Below are 15,466 nucleotides of genomic sequence, written 5' to 3'. Positions count from 1 at the left end.
TTGTACTGCTTATAACTTCATCGGCTGCACGTAGCCCGTCATTTCCAGGTAGGCGCGGCCGACCGGCTGGCCGTCGCGCTCCACCGTCACGGCGCCTTCCCAGTACACGGCGCCCGTCGAGCGGCGCGAATCGAGTTCCTGGTCCGGCTGCAAAGGCTTGATGTGCCAGCGCGTGGCGCCCGTGCGGATCTCTGTGGCGACCGGGTATTCGGCCTGCGTGCGGGGCGAGCGCCACAGCTGCGTGGGCGTGAAATCGACGTCGCCGGGGGCGAACTGCGTCATCTTACCGGACGCATCGCGCCATGTCGCGTGCGCCCATAGTTTAGCACCTGTCTTGCTGCGGATCTGGAAGGCCATCAGGGCGCCGCCGCCGTCGAGGTTGGCGCCTATCCAGTTCCAGCCGCTGGCGTTCGCATCGAGCACCTGGCTGGACCACTCGTGATCGAGCCAGGTGGTGCCCGTCACGGCTTCCGGCTTGCCGCCCGCGCGCGCGATCGTGCCACGGGTGGCAAGCTGCGGCTCGCTGTAGTAGTAACTCGATTGCGCGGGCCGCGCGCCCTTGCGCGAGTAGCCGCCTTCGCCCTGCAGCAGCACGGGCTGCGTGGGGGCGAGGGTCAACTGCAAACTGAATTCGCGCGCGGCCAGGCTGACCCGGTAGCTGCCGTCCGCCTGCCGCTGCATGCGCCAGTCATCGAGCTTCACGTCCGTGTTGCCCACCTTGGCGTAGGCCAGGCCGAAGCCCTCGCGCGCGCTTTTCTCGTCGTGCAGCAGCTTGCCCACCTTCGGGTCGGACAGGGCCGCATGGCCGATGATCAGCTGCTTGGGCGCAAAGGCGCTGGGGTTGTCCGCATCGGTGGCCGTGGCGCTGCGAAAGAAGGTCACCTGGTAGCCCAGTTGCTCGCCGCCGGCGGTTTTTACCCAGCCCGTGGCGTACCACCATTCCGTTTTGTACGCGGGATGGGCGCCGAAGTCGTGCGGCAGACGCAGGGTCTGGCCGGCCGGCAGTGGCGTGACGGGGGCGAAGGCGGGCGGCGCGGCGATGGCGGCGGCGCTGCAGAACGCGAGTAAAAGAGTCAAACGACGCATTACCAGTCCTCCCTGACGGCGCGGATGGGGCTAGCGGACAGGGCTTGGCGGCCCGCGATGAGGGCTGTGAGGGCGGCCGCCGTCAGCAGGGCGGCGGCCACGGTAGCGATCAAGGGCCACGGCAGGTGCAGCTGCATGGTCCAGTGGAACGATTGCGGATTGACGATGAAGACGAGCACAAAGCTGATCAACAGGCCGAGGATAAAACCGGTGGCGATGCCCAGCGCCGTCAGCGCGCCGCCTTCGAGCGCCAGGATGGACAAGATCTGCCCGCGCGTCACGCCCACGTGGCGCAGCATGCCGAATTCGCGGGCGCGCGCCAGGGTTTGCGCCGAGAACGTGGCGGCCACGCCGAACAGGCCGATGACGATGGCGATGGCTTCCAGCAGATACGTGACGGCGAAGCTGCGGTCGAAAATCTGCAGGCTCAGGGCGCGGATGGTCGAAGGATTCGACACTTCCAGGCTGGCGCCAAACGGCAGCGCTTTCAGGCGTTGCTGCAGCGCGTCGCCCGTGGCATCCTTGGCCAGCCACAGGGCCGCATCGCTGACATCGAGGTCGCCCGTCAGCGCGCGGTAGTCGTCCAGCGGCATCTGGATGGCGCCGGACGAGCGCGCGTAGTCGCGCCAGATGCCGGCGACAAAGAAGGTGTGCAGGCCGCCCGCCAGCGGCAGGGCGATCTGCTGGCCCGGTTTGACGTTGTACAGGTCGGCCGCCGCTTCGGACAGCCAGACAGGTTTCGCGCCCGCTGGCACGGGCAGCGTGTCGCCCACCAGCACCATGCTCTTGCCCGGGTCTGGCAAATTGACGGGGCGCGCCAGCAGCGCCACGTTCGGGCGGTCGGGCGCCAGCGACAGCGAACGCACGCGCTGGAAATCCACCCTGGCCACCTCGGGCAGGGCGGTGATGCTGGCCTGTTCGCGCGGATTCAAGCCTGCCGTGCCAGCGCTGGCGGTCGTGCGCGCATACACGTCGGCCGGCAAGATCTGCAGCAGCCAGTCGTCGACGGAAACGCGGAAACTCGACACCATGATGGCCATTGCCACCATCAGGCTAAAGCTCGACAGCACGCCACCGAGGGCGATGCCGGCCTGGCCCGAGGCGTTCGCCAGGCGGGCCAGGGTCAGGCTGCGCACGGGCGCGTGTGCGCTGGTGTCCGTGCGCAGCCAGGCGCGCTGCAGGAAGCGGAAGACGACGGCGGCCAGCTGCGGCATCAGGGCGATGGCGCCGATCAGCAGCAGGGCGATGGATAGATAGCCGAACAGGGGCAGTTCGAACACGGGCGGCAGGAACGTCAAGGCGCCGGCCAGCAGCAGACAAGCCAGCGCAGGCCAGGTCTTGGCCAGGCGCGTCGTCACCACTTCCTCGCTGCCTGATTTCAGGGCGATGGCGGGTGCCGCGCGCGCCGCTTCCAGCGCGGGCGCGGCGCAACCCAGCAAGGCGACACCGAGGCCCAGGGCGAAGTACACGAAGGCGGCGACGGGCGTGAACTGCACCTGCGGCTGCACGCCCGCGAAATAGCCTGCGCCCAGGTCGCCGCCGAAGAAGCGCAGGGCGACGGCCGCCATGACATAACCGCCGGCGATGCCCAGCGCCGCGCCGACGATACCCAGGCTGGCGCCTTCCAGCAGCACCTGGCGCAGCAGTGTGCCCCGTTCCATGCCCAGCACGCGCAGCAGCGCGAACTGGCCGCGGCGGCGGATGACGGAGAGGGCCTGCGTGGAAAAGACCAAAAAGGCGCCCGTAAACAGGGCGACGAGGGCCAGCACCGTCAGGTTGACCCTGTAGGCGCGGCTGAGGTTATTGTTGCGGCTATTCTGGTTTTCGTCATTCGGCTGGCCCACCTGGAAACGGCCCGGATACTGCACTTCCAGTGTGCGCGCGAGATCCGCCTGGAAGGCGTCGCGGTTCACGCCCTGGCGCAGTTTCAAGTCGATGCGCGACAGCTTGCCCAGTTTGTTGAAGCGCCACTGCGCCGCGCCGATATCCATCACGGCGATGCGCTGGCCGGCGCGCGCCCGCTGCAGCGAACCGGCCACGCGCAGCGCTACCGTGCCCGTGCCCGATTGCAGGGCCACCTGGCCGCCTTCGGCGACAGCCAGCCAGCGCAAGGCGGCTGGCGACAGAAAGACGGCGTCGTCGGCCAGGGTGTCGAAAGGTTGGCCTTCGGCGGGTGCGCCGATCAGGTCGGGCGAGATGAAGCCGGCGCGGAAGACGTCGAGCGCCAGGATGTGCAGCGGGCCGCCGTCCTTCTTGCCGGCCACCGTGGCTTGCAGTTCCAGCACGGGCGAAGCGACGGCCACGCCGTCGTGCTGCGCCAGCCACGGGTAGATGGATTCGTCGAACAGCGCTTCGCGCCCCGCCACCTGCACATCGGCCTGGCCGGACAGGCTTTTGACGGCCGTGGAAAATTCGTTGAAGGCGGCCGCGTTGATCAGATGGATGGCAAAGCCCAGCGACACGCCGATGGCGATGGCGAGGATGGCGACGAGGGCGCGCACGGGATGCGCGCGCCATTCGCCCAGCAGCAGCCAGCGCGACAGCAGGCGCGTGCCCGCGGGATTTGCTGCCGGCGCACTCAATTCAAGCATTCGACGGCCAGGCGTTCGCCGGCGCGCCGCGCTTTCAATTGGGCCGCATCGCGGTTCTTGTCGCCCGCGCCAACGGCGTCCTGCGCCGCCCATTTTTGTTCCAGGCGCAGCTGCGCGCAGTGCTTGTCGCGCGCCTCAAGCTGCTTGGCGGCCCGCTCGCGCGCCTGGTCTTCCAGTGTTTCCTGTTTCTTGCGTGCCGCTTCCAGCTGGCTCGCCACCCGCTCCTGGCGCGTGGCCGCGCCCTTGTCGACGGCAGGCGGCGGTGCGGGCACCTCCAGGATTTGCAGCTGGCCGCCCGTGCATGGCGTGGCGCTATAGCTGGTCTGGCCATCCTTCACGCATTTGTAGACGTCCTGCGCACTGGCGGAACCGGCCAGCAAGGCCATGGCGCAGAGCAGGAGGGATGGCGATCTCACAATATCTTCCCCGGATTCATGATGTTCTGCGGGTCCAGCGCCTGCTTCACGGCGCGCATCAGCTGCAGTTCCAGCGGCGATTTATAACGCGCCAGGTCGTCCTTTTTCAGGGCGCCGATACCGTGTTCGGCCGAGATGGAACCACCAAATGCGTGGACCTGGTCGTGCACGATACGATTGATGGCATCCTGATTGGCCAGGAAGTCACGGTCCGTCATGCCGGCGGGCGGCGCCACGTTGTAATGCAGGTTGCCGTCACCCAGGTGGCCGAAGCACACGAGCTGGCAGCCGGGGAAGGCCGTTGCCAATGCGGCATCCGTGACGCTGATGAAATCGGCGATGCAGGAAATCGGCAGCGAGATATCGTGCTTGATGTTCTTACCCGCCTGCGCCTGCGCCAGCGGGATGTGCTCGCGCAGCTGCCATAGTCCCTCGGACTGCGCCACGGAACTGGCGACGACGGCGTCCTCGATCAACTCATCTTCCAGCGCCGCGCCGATGCTCACTTCCAGCAATTCGACGGCGTGCGCCTCGGACTGGCTGCTCGATAATTCGAGCAGCACATATTGGCCATGCGCCTCGGCGAAAGGCCGCGGCAGCTGCGGGAACTGTTCCGCCACCAGTTGCAAACAGTATTGCGACATCAATTCAAAACCCGTCAGGCTGGCGCCGCAATGGTCCTGCATCAGGCTTAATAAACGCAGGGCGTGGGCGGGCGAGGGCATGGCGGCCAGCGCCGTGATGCAGGCTTTCGGCTGCGGGTACAGTTTCATCACCGCGCCGGTAATGACCCCCAGGGTACCTTCGGCGCCGATGTACAGGTCGCGCAAATCGTAGCCGGTATTGTCCTTGCGCAAGCCGCGCAAGCCGCTCCAGATCTCGCCTTGCGGCGTAACCACTTCCAGGCCCAGGCACAGCTCGCGCGTATTGCCGTAGCGCAGCACGGCCGTGCCGCCTGCGTTCGTCGCCAGGTTGCCGCCGATGGTGCAACTGCCCTCGGCCGCCAGCGACAGGGGGAACAGACAGCCGGCGGCGCTGGCCGCTTCCTGGATGGTTTGCAAAATGCAGCCCGCGTCCACCGTGATGGTGCGGTTGACGGGATCGAGCGCGCGGATGCTGTTCAGGCGCGCCAGCGACAGCACGACGGCCGTGCCAGCGGCGTCCGGGATGCTGCCCAGGACCAGGCCCGTGTTGCCGCCTTGCGGCACGACGGGAATCTGCCATTGCGCGCAGGCGCGCAGCACGCCGGCCACCTGCTCCACCGTGGCGGGGCGCAGCACGGCCAGGGCCTTGCCCGTAAACCTGTCGCGCCAGTCGGTGAGGAAGGGCGCCGTGTCGGCGTCCAGGGTGAGTACGTAGGCGTCACCGAGCAGGTCGCGGCAGGCGGCGAGAAAATCTGTTTGGTCAGTCATGGACTTGTCGCTCATTTCTTGATGCTCACTTTCGTCACTTTTTCCAGCAGTTCCCTGGCCATGCGCTTGGCCGCCTTTTTATACGGGCGCAGATACAGCACGGCGCAGACAAAATAGATGCAGACGATGGCCGCTTCGCCCCAGGCCATCAGGGCCGAGGTGGGGTTCGTGTCGCTGTAGCCGCGCACCACGCCTTCCGTGAAGTACAGCAGGATCACCATCGACGACCATTGCAGGGTGTAGACGTCGCGCTTGATGACGCCGTACAGGGGAATGAGCAGGGGCGCGGCCTTCAGGACGACCCAGGAGCCGCCCGGCTGCAGCGGGGCGACGACGGTTTCCCACAGCACGCACCAGACGATCAGGGTGACGAGGCTGGCGATGGCGCCCCAGTGAAAATACTTGTGCAGTACGCCGTGCATCATGCGCCTGCCAGTTTCGCGGCGTTTTCCGCCAGGCGCCGGCCCAGGGCGATGGCCAGGCGTTTTTCATCCTCGCTCAAGGCCTTGTCGCCATCGATTCCCGACCAGTGCGTGGCGCCATAAGGCGAGCCGCCAGTCGATGTTGTCATCAGTTCAGGATGCGTGTAGGGCAGGCCCATGACCAGCATGCCGTGGTGGAAAAGGGGGATCATCATCGACAGCAGGGTCGATTCCTGGCCGCCATGCAGGCTGCCCGTGGACGTGAACACGCAGGCGGGCTTGCCGGACAGGCTGCCGGCCAGCCAGTCGCTGGCCGTGCCGTCCCAGAAGTACTTCATGGCGGCGGCCATGTTGCCGAAGCGCGTGGGCGAACCCAGGGCCAGGCCTGCGCACTCCTGCAAGTCTTCCAGTTCCACGTAGGGTGCACCGTCAAGCGGCACTTCCGGCGCCGTCGCCTCCGTCACCGTCGAGACGGCGGGCACGGTGCGCAGGCGCGCATCGCAGCCCGGCACACTTTCCACTCCCTGGGCTATCAGCTCGGCCAACTGGCGCGTGGCGCCATGGCGTGAATAAAACAATACGAGAATAATCAGATTGGTTGGCTTCATCATTGGTATTATAGGGCGCTTTACAGCCTGATACGACTGCTGTCATGGCGCCGTTCTGATTTTGCACATGTTTTCAAAATATATATTCCCGTTCTTCCAATACCTGTGGCGCGCCCTGAGCATCGGGCTGGCCGTCGTGCGTGGCCTGACCTGGTCCGAAACGCGCGACCTGCTGCAGTTCGCGCGCCGCCGCGTGCGCGAGGAAAGCCTGCCGCAAGTGGCCGGCAGCCTGACATTTGCCACCGTGTTCGCGCTGGTGCCGCTGCTCACCCTGGCCCTGGCCATCTTCACCACTTTCCCGCTATTCAATACCTTCCGCCATGCGCTGGAAGATTATTTCGTGCAAAGCGTGATGCCCAAGGGCATATCGAACACCATCCTCGATTATCTGACCACGTTCGCCTCGAAGGCCACGCGCCTGTCGGCCATCGGCGCGGGCGCGCTGATCGTCACGTCGGTGGGCATGATGGGCTTGATCGAACGCGTCTTCAACCGCATCTGGCGCGTGCGCCAGGAGCGCCGCTGGACCAAGCGTCTGCTGGTTTACTGGGCCATCGTCACCCTGGGGCCGCTGCTGGTGGGCGTGTCGCTGACGGTGACCTCGCGCCTCTTCATGGCCACCAGCGGTGTGGTGGGCGCCGTGCCATTCCTCGGCGCCGTGTTTTATACCCTGGTGTCGATCGGCCTGACCATGCTGGCGTTTACCTTGCTGTACATCGCCGTGCCGAACCGCGACGTGGACTGGCGCGATGCGGCCTGGGGCGGCTTGCTGGCGGCGCTGGCGTTCGAGGTGGCCAAGCGGGGCTTCGGCGAATTCATCCAGGAATTCCCCACGTATTCGCGCATCTACGGCGCACTGGCCGCCTTGCCGCTGTTCCTCGTATGGATTTACCTGAGCTGGATGATCACCCTGGTGGGCGCCTTGCTGGTGGCAGCCTTGCCCGTCGTGAAATACGAGCGCTGGTGGTACGAGGCGGCGCCCGGCAGTGAATTCGTCGACGCGGTCGCCATCCTGAAGGTGCTGCACCAGGCCTGTCACTGCGCCGATTCGGCCCTGGTGGGCGCGGCGGAAATTCGCCGCAGCACGCGCCTGGGCTTCGAAGAGATGGAAACCCTGCTTGACAAGATGGTGCAGCAGGGCTGGGTGGGACGAGTGAACGTGGATGGCGCCGTGCGGGTCCAGTGGGGCAAGCGCGTGGCCGACAGTTCCGACCACTGGGTCTTGCTGGGCAACGTCAGCCGCATCAGCCTGGCCGATGTCTACCGCTTGTTCGTCTTCGGCGGCATGCGCGTGAACTCCGGCTACCCGGCCGGCTCGACGAATGAACGCGACATCAAGGCGGCCGAAGAAGCGGCCGCCCTGGCGGCGCAGGTGGAAAACGCCGTGGAGCAGGGGCTGGGCTTGACCTTAGCCCAGCATTTTGGGGACGTGCGCTGCGCCTGACGGGCAATCAGGGGTTGAGCCGCTCGTACAGCAGGGCATCGAGCGCGCCCGTCAGCGTATTCCCCTCTTCGTCGAGCAGCGTGTAATCCTGCTGGCTATCGCCGAGCGAGGCGCTGCCCTCGATGCCGCACACCAGCTGGTACGTCGCGTCATCGATGGCCAGCTTGATCAGGGCCAGGATTTGCTCGCGCTGGCCCTCGGCCAGTGCCAGCCCGTCGAGCAGGGCGCCAAGCCGGGTCTGTCCCTCGCTTCCCTGCGCATATAGCGCCAGCAGCGACGCATTGGATGCGACGACATCATCGATGAATTTTTTCGCGTGCATGGATTCCTTGTCTTGTAAAAATCACAGCAGCACGGGCCGCAAAGCCGCCTGCAGCGCCACCTTGCTGAACGCCGCCGCATCCTGCGCCCGCACCACGCCCAGATAATACGTGTCTTCGCCGCCGTGCATGTTGACCAGGCGCAGCTGGTGCGGCGCCAGGTGGGCGGCGATGGCGGCCAGGCCCTCGGCCATCGCATCGCCATCCTCGCGTTCCTTCCAGCGGAAGTCCTGCAGCGCGGACAGCTCGATATGCTGGGCTATGCGCGGCACTTCATCGACGGCTTTCCAGTCCAGGGTGGTGCCGTGGCCCTGCGTGTGGGAGGCCGTGGACCAGAGCAGGAAGAAACAGGCCGCCTCGGGCGAGTCGCCTTCGTATTCCTCTTCCGGATCGTCCTGCGCCAGCTCTTCCAAAGTGATGTCCACGCAACGCGCGGCCAGTTCCGCATCGCCTTGCAAGAGCAGGGCGGCCATGCTGCGCAACTGCTCGCGGTCCGCCTTGGCCAGGATTTGCGCGGGCGTGAAGCTGCGGCGCTTGGCGGGCTTCTTCTCGGGATTTTTCTTGCCCAGGCCGATAGACTCGCTCAGTTGGGCCGTGATCGCCGCCTTGAAGTTTTCCATGGTGTCGAACTGTTCCAGCAACTGGCCCGTGAAATCCATGCTCCAGGCCATGCCATCCTTGACGACATATAAAAAGTCGCTTTGCACGGCCACGCCGCGCAAATGGTGGGCGGGCGGATACAGGGGCGTGAAGGCCTGTTTTCCATCGAGCGTCAGCATGCAGGCCAGCCCCTGCGCGTCGATGGCGAAGATCAGGTTCTTGCGCAGCTTGGGCGGCGACGAGGTGGTGGCGCAATCGATGGCTTCATACTGGCAGGGCGCCAGCAGCTCGCCCTGGCTATTGACCAGGCCAAACAGGAAGCGCCCGGCGATGCGCTGGCTGACGATGGCGATTTTTTTCTTCGTGCCAAAATCCTGCACGGAGCTGTAGGCGGGCGGCACCACGACCTTGCCCGTCTTGTCGAGCACGCCGTGCACATTGCGCTTGGCGTCATCGTCTGTCTGGTCTGTCTGGCGCTCGATGTCGATCAAGCCATCTTCGCGCTGGCACACGTTATCCACCCTGTCGATGAGCAGCGCACCGTCGGGCAGGCGCAGCAAGCGGCTGGCGCCGTCCGCATCGATCTGCTGCAATAAATGGGGGCTGATCACATACAGGGCGCCGGGGGCGGGCGGCAGCACCACCGTGCCGTTGAGGTCCAGCACGCCGTGCGCATCGGGGGCGTCCACCGTGGCAAAGGTGATCCAGCCATCGTCCGCATAGTACACACCCAGGTCCACATAGCGCTGCGACAGCGGCACGATCCAGCGGCCATAGGGCGTGACCAGGCCGGTGACGTCCGGTTCGCCGGCGGCGCTCACTTCATGGCACAGCACATCTTCCTCCCATCCCACCACTTCCAGGCCTTGCAGGAAAGGCAGTTCGTCCGTGCCCAGTTCCTCCACATCGGCCAGCTGCGCGACGGCCGTGGCCGACCAGTAACCGGTGGCGGGCGATGCGGCGCCGGCGGCCAGCAGAGGCGCCAGCGCTTCCCGCTCGCCGCGCAGCAGGGCAGCGTGCAAGGCTTGCGCCTCGGCGCGCAAGGCCTCGAGCCCGGCCGCGTATTCCGGCGTGCCGATATCGTGCGGGATCAGCTGCACGCAGTCGAGGATCAGCCATGGCTGGCCGCTCGCCAGCAAGGCGCTGATGGCGCTGCGCGCGACGATGGCGGCCGCGTCGCGCGGCCTATCCATCAGCGCGGACAATGCTTGCCAGCTGGCCTGCGCCTGCGCCATCGGCGTGGCCAGCACGCAGGCGCAGTCTTCGCCATCGCCATAGATGGGCCAGGCGACAGCTTGCGTACCGGCGCCGATGAGCAGCTTGAACAGCGTAGGTACGTCCAGCCGCCATTCGGCCAGGCCCGTGATCGTCTCGGTGTCGAAGCCGGCCTGGCCGGGCAGGAAGGTGGTGCTGAACAGGGCTGCGGTATTGATCATTGATATTTGTCTAAAAGTGAACGGGGGATTCAGGGCGCTGGCGGCATGACCCAGTGCGCCAGCGCGCTGCGATCGAGGCCCAGCTGTTTGGCCGCGGCAGCCGCTTCGAAGGCCCACAAGCCGTAGTAGCCGCCCAGGCCGTGTGCACGCAAATGGCCGTTGAACCAGTCTTCGCGCACCAGCGCGCCATGCCAGCTGGCCAGGTACTGCCGCAGGTGTTCCAGCTGCTGTGCGGCATCGTCCGTATCCAGGCACTCGAACAGGGCCGAGTAGGGCTCGGCGAAATACCATTCGTCGACGGCGGGACGCTGGGGATCGATGGTCGACAGCAGCGCCTCGTACACGGCGTCTTCGCCATCGAAGGCCGTCTGCAGGGCGGCCAGGCGGGCAGCCAGGTCGTGGCGGCCGAACAGCAGGGCGGCGCCCAGCAACTGCAGGGTGCGCGCGTAATCCGTCAATTGTTCGAAATCAAAGGCGGGCAAGGCATCGTCATCGTAGGCTGCGGCCAGGGCGGCGCGCGCCGTTTCGCAGGCGGCGACGGCCGTTTCCAGCGCCGGTTCCACGTCAGGCAAGGGCAAGCCTGCCGTGTAGCGCAGCGAGAAGACCTGGTAAGCCGTGCTGGCGGCGGCGCACGCCCAGTAGGCATCATCGCCGCCATCGATTTCCGCCTGCGCCTGCGCGCGCCCGTAGGCGGCCAGCAGGGCGTCGAGGTAAGCGAGATTGCGGCTAAAGTCGAACGGGGCGGGCGGCACCTGGCGCGGCGCGTGGGGCCAGGGCGTGGATGAAACCGGGCAGGTGGCGGCGCATTCGCGCTGGATGGCCCAGTCGGCGAAGATTTGCTGCATATACTGCGCCGTTTCGTCGTCGTGGACGATGGCGCCGACGCCCACAAAGGTCGTGCCCAGCAGGGTGTAGCCAGGGAAGCGGCTGCTCTCGTAGGCGATGGTGGTCACGCTCTGGATGGTCCTGCCGTCGCTCAGGTCGCGCACGCGGAAGTACACATCGTCCCAGCCGGCCAGCGGTGCCGCTGGCGGTTCATTCGGCAAGGTCGCCCAGCTGCCGTCCTCCTGCTCTTCATAGGCGTCGAGCAGTTCGTCGAGGCCGCCGGGGCGGTCGATGCGGTTGTTGGCGTCGTATTGCAGGTCCAGTTCGGCCGCGAAGGCTGCCGCGTGGCGGCCCTCGAAGACCAGGTACTGGGAGCTCGTGGTGCCGACCAGCAGATCCGTGTGCTGGCCCGCCACGACGAGCGCCTGCGGCAGCCGGCACCATTGGTAGTATGGAATGCCGGCCATGGGACCGCCTTCGTCCGCCAGCGGGTTAGTGAAGCGCAGCTGTTCCAGCCATTTATAGCGTTCGTGCCGCTCCGCTTCCGTGCCGCTGCCGCGGCCAGTCAATTCATCGTGCAGGGTATTCAACAACATCATTCGTCTATCCTAAAAAAGTCCGCGTGGCGGGTGCTTATGCTGCTGCCGTTTGCGCAAACGCAAACAACGCGTCGAGCACGGCGTCCGGCTGCTCGGCCATCAATTCGTGCCCGCTGTCGACCTGCACCACCGTGCCATGCGCGATGGCAGACGTGAGCAAGCGGGTCGATTTGGGCGGCGTCATCATGTCGCGCGCGCCAAAAATAAATAAAGTCGGGCAGTGTACCGAAGCGGCGGCGATTTCGCCGTTCGCGTAGGCATTGCAGGCGAAAAAATCCGTGTGAAACACGTGATCGGGGTTGAGGGCGGCGATGCGCTGTTTCAGACGCCGCGCGCCGCCCATGGCATAAAAGCCGGGGCCGGGGAACGACGGCTTTTGCGCGATCGACGAGTGCGACCAGATATTGACCATGTCGATGGCTGCCTGTTCATCGTTGAGTGACGTTTCCAGGAGGGCCGGCGAGACCTTCATCGGGTAGGTGGAGCCCAGCATGGCCAGGTGGCTGGCGCGCCCGGGCGCCAGGAATGCTGCTTCCAGCGCGATCAATGAACCCATGCTGTGGCCGATCAGCATGGCCCTGGCCGCGCCGGCCGCATCCAGCACGGCCAGTATCCAGCGCGCCAGCTCTTCCACCGTGGTTTTCGCCGCGCCCAGGCTGCGGCCGTGGCCCGGCAAATCGACGGCCAGCACGTTCCAGCCGTGGTGGGCAAAATAGCGCGTCTGCAGGGCCCACACGGAATGGTCATTCTGCGCGCCGTGGATGAAGACGGCCGTCGGCTGGCCCGGGTTGAATGGTTTGCCGCCCGTGTAGCAGTAAGCCGTGGTGTTCTCGATGGTGAGCAGCATCTCAGGCGCCTTTCTGCGACAGTTTCAGGCCACGGGCCAGGTCTTCGATCAAATCATCCGCGTCTTCCAGGCCGACTGACAGACGCATGGTGCCCTGCGTGATGCCCGCCTGTTCGAGTTGATCGTCGGGCACGCGGAAATGCGTGGTGGAGGCGGGGTGGATGACGAGCGACTTGGCGTCGCCCACGTTGGCCAGGTGCGAGAAGATCTTCAGGCTGTCGACAAAGCGCTGGCCGGCCGCGCGGTCGCCGCGCAGCCTGAAGGTGAACACGCCGCCCGCGCCTTTCGGCAGCAAGGTTTTCGCCAGCTCATAGTCGGGATGCGACGGCAGTTCGGGGTAGGACACGGATTCGACGGCTGGATTGGCCAGCAGAAAATCGATCACCTTGCGCGTGTTGGCCACGTGGCGGTCCATGCGCAAGCCCAGGGTTTCGATGCCTTGCAGGATGGCGAAGGCATTGTGCGGGCTCATGACGGCGCCGAAATCGCGCAAGCCTTCGCGCCGCGCGCGCAGGGCGAACGGCGCCACCGTCGATTCCTCGGCGAAGACCATGCCGTGAAAGCCGTCATACGGCTCGCACAGTTCGGCGAAACGCCCCGTCTTGTCGTATGCCGCCTGCCAGTCGAAGGTGCCGCCATCGACGAGCAAGCCGCCGATGGCCGTGCCATGCCCGCACAGGAATTTGGTGGCCGAGTGGAACACCAGGTCGGCGCCATGCTCGAAGGGGCGCAGCAGATACGGGGTGGTAAACGTCGAGTCGAGCATCAGCGGCAGTTGGTGTTCGTGCGCCAGGGAGGCAATCTGGGGGATGTTCAGCACGTCGAGGCCGGGATTGCCCAGGGTTTCCGCAAACAGCACGCGGGTAGAGGGCCGGATGGCGGCGCGCCAGGCGTCCACGTCGCGCGGGTCGACGAAGGTCGTCTCGATGCCGAAGCGTTTCAAGGTGTAGGCCAGCAGGTTGTGCGAGCCGCCGTACAGGGCGCGCGAGGCCACGACGTGCGATCCGGCGCCGGCGATGGTACATAGGCCAAGGTGCATGGCGGCCTGGCCGCTGGCCGTGGCGATGCCGGCCATGCCCCCTTCGAGGGCGGCGATGCGCTCTTCCAGCACGGCATTGGTGGGATTAGAGATGCGCGAGTACACGTGGCCGGCCCGCTCCATATTGAACAGCGAAGCCGCGTGTTCCGAACTCTTGAAGGCAAACGAGGACGTGAAATGGATGGGCGTGGCGCGCGCGCCCGTGGCCAGGTCGGGCGCCGCGCCCGCATGCAGGGATAAAGTATCGAAACCGGGGTATTTCGGGCCGCTCATGGTGTCTCCGCCAAGTTTTATAGTGGCAAGATCGTAACCTGATTTGCAGCTGAGCAAAAGGGCTCCTGTGCAGGGCGCATGGCGCCGTGCTGGCGGGCCGCGCGTGTAACCTGCAGTGTAAAAAAAGTGACCGGCACGGTGCGGCGGTGGTAGGATACCGGATCAGCGATATTCGGGCTGTTTGACTTGTGCGCGTGCGCCGCGCCGCAGGGAAGGCTGCTACGTTCCAGCGAAATCCTGGGCTTCAGGCGAACTCTCATCGCATGTCCACCAGGAAAGATTTTATGCCCGCAATATCGTTCGACGGCGCCCTTGCCGTACCCGGACCTTCTATCGTCGACGGCCTGTGCCACGCAGGCTGGCTCATGCAAGAGCATTTCATCTCCCCTGAACTGAGCCGCCAGCTGGCCGCCGAATGCGTGCAATCCATGCTCAGCGGCAAGATGAAGGGCGCCGGCGTGGGCAGCGGCCATGCACCGCTGCTGCAGCCGGACATCCGCGGCGACCATATCGAATGGCTGGAAACGGGCCGCTCAGCGGCATGCGACCGCTACCTGGAACACATGGAAGCGCTGCGCTGCGTGCTCAACCGCGAGCTGTTCCTGGGGCTGGAAGAGTACGAAAGCCATTTCGCTCTGTATGCACCGGGCGCCTTTTATCGTGCCCATCTGGACCGTTTCCGCGATGACGACAAGCGCACCGTGTCCGTCGTGCTGTACCTGAACGACGACTGGCTGCCAGAGCACGGCGGCGCCCTGCGCCTGCACCCGCAAGGCGGGCCCGTGGTGGACGTCTTGCCGCAAGCGGGACGCATGGCCATGTTCATGTCGGGCGAGATGCTGCACGAAGTGTTGCCGACAGCGCGCGAACGCCTGTCCATCGCCGGCTGGTTCCGCCGCAGAGCGTAACGAAAAGGTGCGCGCAATCCCCCTCGATTTGATTGCGCGCAAGGCTGGATTTTTCCGCAGGCATAGGCTACAGTCGCAGTAAGGGCTAGAATAACTAAAATACCAATCACGCGGACAGGACGGCCAATATGAAAGTATCTGAAATTCTCCAAGTCAAGGGCAATATCCTCTACACGGTCACGCCTGACCAGCCCCTGCTTGACGCGGCCAATACCATGGCTGAAAAGGACATCGGTTCGCTGGTGGTCATGGAATTTGGCGACCTGGTCGGCATGCTGACCTTCCGCGAAGTACTCAACGCGCTGCATGAAAACGCGGGCCAGATCGGCGGCGGCACCGTGCGCAAGCACATGGATGACCACCCGATCACCGTGACCCCGGATACGGAAGTCAACGAAGTGCGCCGCATCATGCTGGAAAAACACGCGCGCTACCTGCCCGTCATGAACGCCAAGACCTTGCTGGGCGTCATTTCCTTCTACGACGTGGCGCGCGCCGTGCTCGAAGCGCAAAGCTTTGAAAACCAGATGCTGAAAGCGTATATCCGCGACTGGCCGGCCGAAACCACTGATTAAGCTTCGCTCATCCAGTAAAAACAACGCCGGCAACTGCCGGCGTTTTGCATTGCGTATGCAAGGTG

Annotated in this window: 14 protein-coding genes; 3 read left to right on the top strand and 11 right to left on the bottom strand. The window is 65.4% G+C overall.

Translation table 11 applies throughout. From position 1 onward, the window contains the following. Positions 1-9: 9 nt before the first annotated feature. From CSQ93_RS07060 to wrbA, 6 genes are read right to left on the bottom strand one after another with little or no spacing between them, the layout of a single operon-like run. Positions 10-1,086 (bottom strand): lipocalin-like domain-containing protein, encoded by a 1,077-nt coding sequence (locus tag CSQ93_RS07060; protein ID WP_099377418.1) that lies wholly within the window; start codon positions 1,084-1,086, stop codon positions 10-12. Beyond that, a complete protein-coding gene (locus tag CSQ93_RS07055) occupies positions 1,086-3,677 on the bottom strand; it encodes an FtsX-like permease family protein (RefSeq protein WP_099377417.1) in 2,592 nt (863 codons plus the stop codon). The genes CSQ93_RS07060 and CSQ93_RS07055 overlap by 1 nt, the downstream gene beginning before the upstream one ends. Further along, complete coding sequence (locus tag CSQ93_RS07050; RefSeq protein WP_158301159.1) at positions 3,665-4,093, bottom strand: DUF4124 domain-containing protein; 429 nt, start codon at positions 4,091-4,093, stop codon at positions 3,665-3,667. Before CSQ93_RS07050 ends, CSQ93_RS07055 begins: the two co-directional genes overlap by 13 nt. Then, entirely contained in the window at positions 4,090-5,505 is a 1,416-nt protein-coding gene (locus CSQ93_RS07045; RefSeq protein ID WP_199534294.1) for an FAD-binding oxidoreductase, read from the bottom strand. The genes CSQ93_RS07050 and CSQ93_RS07045 overlap by 4 nt, the downstream gene beginning before the upstream one ends. A gap of 11 nt (positions 5,506-5,516) precedes the next feature. Continuing rightward, positions 5,517-5,927 carry a DUF2069 domain-containing protein gene (locus tag CSQ93_RS07040; RefSeq protein WP_442778303.1) on the bottom strand — a complete coding sequence of 137 codons (411 nt, stop codon included), beginning with the start codon at positions 5,925-5,927 and terminating at the stop codon, positions 5,517-5,519. Further along, positions 5,927-6,535, bottom strand: a complete 609-nt coding sequence (gene wrbA, locus CSQ93_RS07035) for an NAD(P)H:quinone oxidoreductase (protein WP_099377573.1) — start codon at positions 6,533-6,535, stop codon at positions 5,927-5,929. The genes CSQ93_RS07040 and wrbA overlap by 1 nt, the downstream gene beginning before the upstream one ends. Before the next feature lie 67 nt (positions 6,536-6,602). Between wrbA and CSQ93_RS07030 the strand changes: the two genes are divergently transcribed. After that, positions 6,603-7,979, top strand: a complete 1,377-nt coding sequence (locus CSQ93_RS07030; protein ID WP_099377413.1) for a YihY family inner membrane protein — start codon at positions 6,603-6,605, stop codon at positions 7,977-7,979. 7 nt (positions 7,980-7,986) lie between these two features. On the opposite strand, the gene CSQ93_RS07025 is transcribed toward CSQ93_RS07030, so the two are convergent. Genes CSQ93_RS07025 through CSQ93_RS07005 form a run of 5 tightly spaced genes read right to left on the bottom strand, consistent with a single transcriptional unit; the run spans position 7,987 to position 13,918 of the window. After that, a complete protein-coding gene (locus CSQ93_RS07025; protein ID WP_099377412.1) occupies positions 7,987-8,301 on the bottom strand; it encodes a hypothetical protein in 315 nt (104 codons plus the stop codon). Positions 8,302-8,322: 21 nt separating this feature from the next. Further along, a complete protein-coding gene (locus tag CSQ93_RS07020; RefSeq protein ID WP_099377411.1) occupies positions 8,323-10,335 on the bottom strand; it encodes a DUF6630 family protein in 2,013 nt (670 codons plus the stop codon). Between the two features lie 29 nt (positions 10,336-10,364). Next, complete coding sequence (locus tag CSQ93_RS07015) at positions 10,365-11,759, bottom strand: PoNe immunity protein domain-containing protein (RefSeq protein WP_099377410.1); 1,395 nt, start codon at positions 11,757-11,759, stop codon at positions 10,365-10,367. Positions 11,760-11,793: 34 nt separating this feature from the next. Further along, positions 11,794-12,606 carry an alpha/beta fold hydrolase gene (locus CSQ93_RS07010; RefSeq protein WP_099377409.1) on the bottom strand — a complete coding sequence of 271 codons (813 nt, stop codon included), beginning with the start codon at positions 12,604-12,606 and terminating at the stop codon, positions 11,794-11,796. 1 nt (position 12,607) lies between these two features. Next, the gene (locus CSQ93_RS07005) at positions 12,608-13,918 is read right to left on the bottom strand and encodes an O-acetylhomoserine aminocarboxypropyltransferase (RefSeq protein WP_099377408.1); all 1,311 of its coding nucleotides are present in this window, start codon (positions 13,916-13,918) and stop codon (positions 12,608-12,610) included. 284 nt (positions 13,919-14,202) lie between these two features. Here CSQ93_RS07005 and CSQ93_RS07000 point away from each other — a divergent pair, with 284 nt between their 5' ends. Together CSQ93_RS07000 and CSQ93_RS06995 are read left to right on the top strand one after the other, a co-directional pair. Beyond that, the gene (locus CSQ93_RS07000) at positions 14,203-14,826 is read left to right on the top strand and encodes a 2OG-Fe(II) oxygenase (protein WP_099377407.1); all 624 of its coding nucleotides are present in this window, start codon (positions 14,203-14,205) and stop codon (positions 14,824-14,826) included. 128 nt (positions 14,827-14,954) lie between these two features. After that, positions 14,955-15,401 (top strand): CBS domain-containing protein, encoded by a 447-nt coding sequence (locus tag CSQ93_RS06995; RefSeq protein WP_010398828.1) that lies wholly within the window; start codon positions 14,955-14,957, stop codon positions 15,399-15,401. Positions 15,402-15,466: the final 65 nt, after the last annotated feature.

The organism is Janthinobacterium sp. BJB426 (assembly GCF_002735705.1).
GTDB lineage: Bacteria > Pseudomonadota > Gammaproteobacteria > Burkholderiales > Burkholderiaceae_D > Janthinobacterium.
Note: the sequence above shows the minus strand (reverse complement) of the source record. Positions and strands in the feature narration are given on the sequence as shown.

Coding starts and splice junctions, on each gene's coding strand:
- CSQ93_RS07015 (WP_099377410.1), bottom strand. CDS start 11,759: ATGATGTTGTTGAATACCCTGCACGATGAATTGACTGGCCGCGGCAGC.
- CSQ93_RS07025 (WP_099377412.1), bottom strand. CDS start 8,301: ATGCACGCGAAAAAATTCATCGATGATGTCGTCGCATCCAATGCGTCG.
- CSQ93_RS07000 (WP_099377407.1), top strand. CDS start 14,203: ATGCCCGCAATATCGTTCGACGGCGCCCTTGCCGTACCCGGACCTTCT.
- wrbA (WP_099377573.1), bottom strand. CDS start 6,535: ATGAAGCCAACCAATCTGATTATTCTCGTATTGTTTTATTCACGCCAT.
- CSQ93_RS07060 (WP_099377418.1), bottom strand. CDS start 1,086: ATGCGTCGTTTGACTCTTTTACTCGCGTTCTGCAGCGCCGCCGCCATC.
- CSQ93_RS06995 (WP_010398828.1), top strand. CDS start 14,955: ATGAAAGTATCTGAAATTCTCCAAGTCAAGGGCAATATCCTCTACACG.
- CSQ93_RS07030 (WP_099377413.1), top strand. CDS start 6,603: ATGTTTTCAAAATATATATTCCCGTTCTTCCAATACCTGTGGCGCGCC.
- CSQ93_RS07020 (WP_099377411.1), bottom strand. CDS start 10,335: ATGATCAATACCGCAGCCCTGTTCAGCACCACCTTCCTGCCCGGCCAG.
- CSQ93_RS07005 (WP_099377408.1), bottom strand. CDS start 13,918: ATGAGCGGCCCGAAATACCCCGGTTTCGATACTTTATCCCTGCATGCG.
- CSQ93_RS07045 (WP_199534294.1), bottom strand. CDS start 5,505: ATGACTGACCAAACAGATTTTCTCGCCGCCTGCCGCGACCTGCTCGGT.
- CSQ93_RS07010 (WP_099377409.1), bottom strand. CDS start 12,606: ATGCTGCTCACCATCGAGAACACCACGGCTTACTGCTACACGGGCGGC.
- CSQ93_RS07040 (WP_442778303.1), bottom strand. CDS start 5,927: ATGCACGGCGTACTGCACAAGTATTTTCACTGGGGCGCCATCGCCAGC.
- CSQ93_RS07055 (WP_099377417.1), bottom strand. CDS start 3,677: ATGCTTGAATTGAGTGCGCCGGCAGCAAATCCCGCGGGCACGCGCCTG.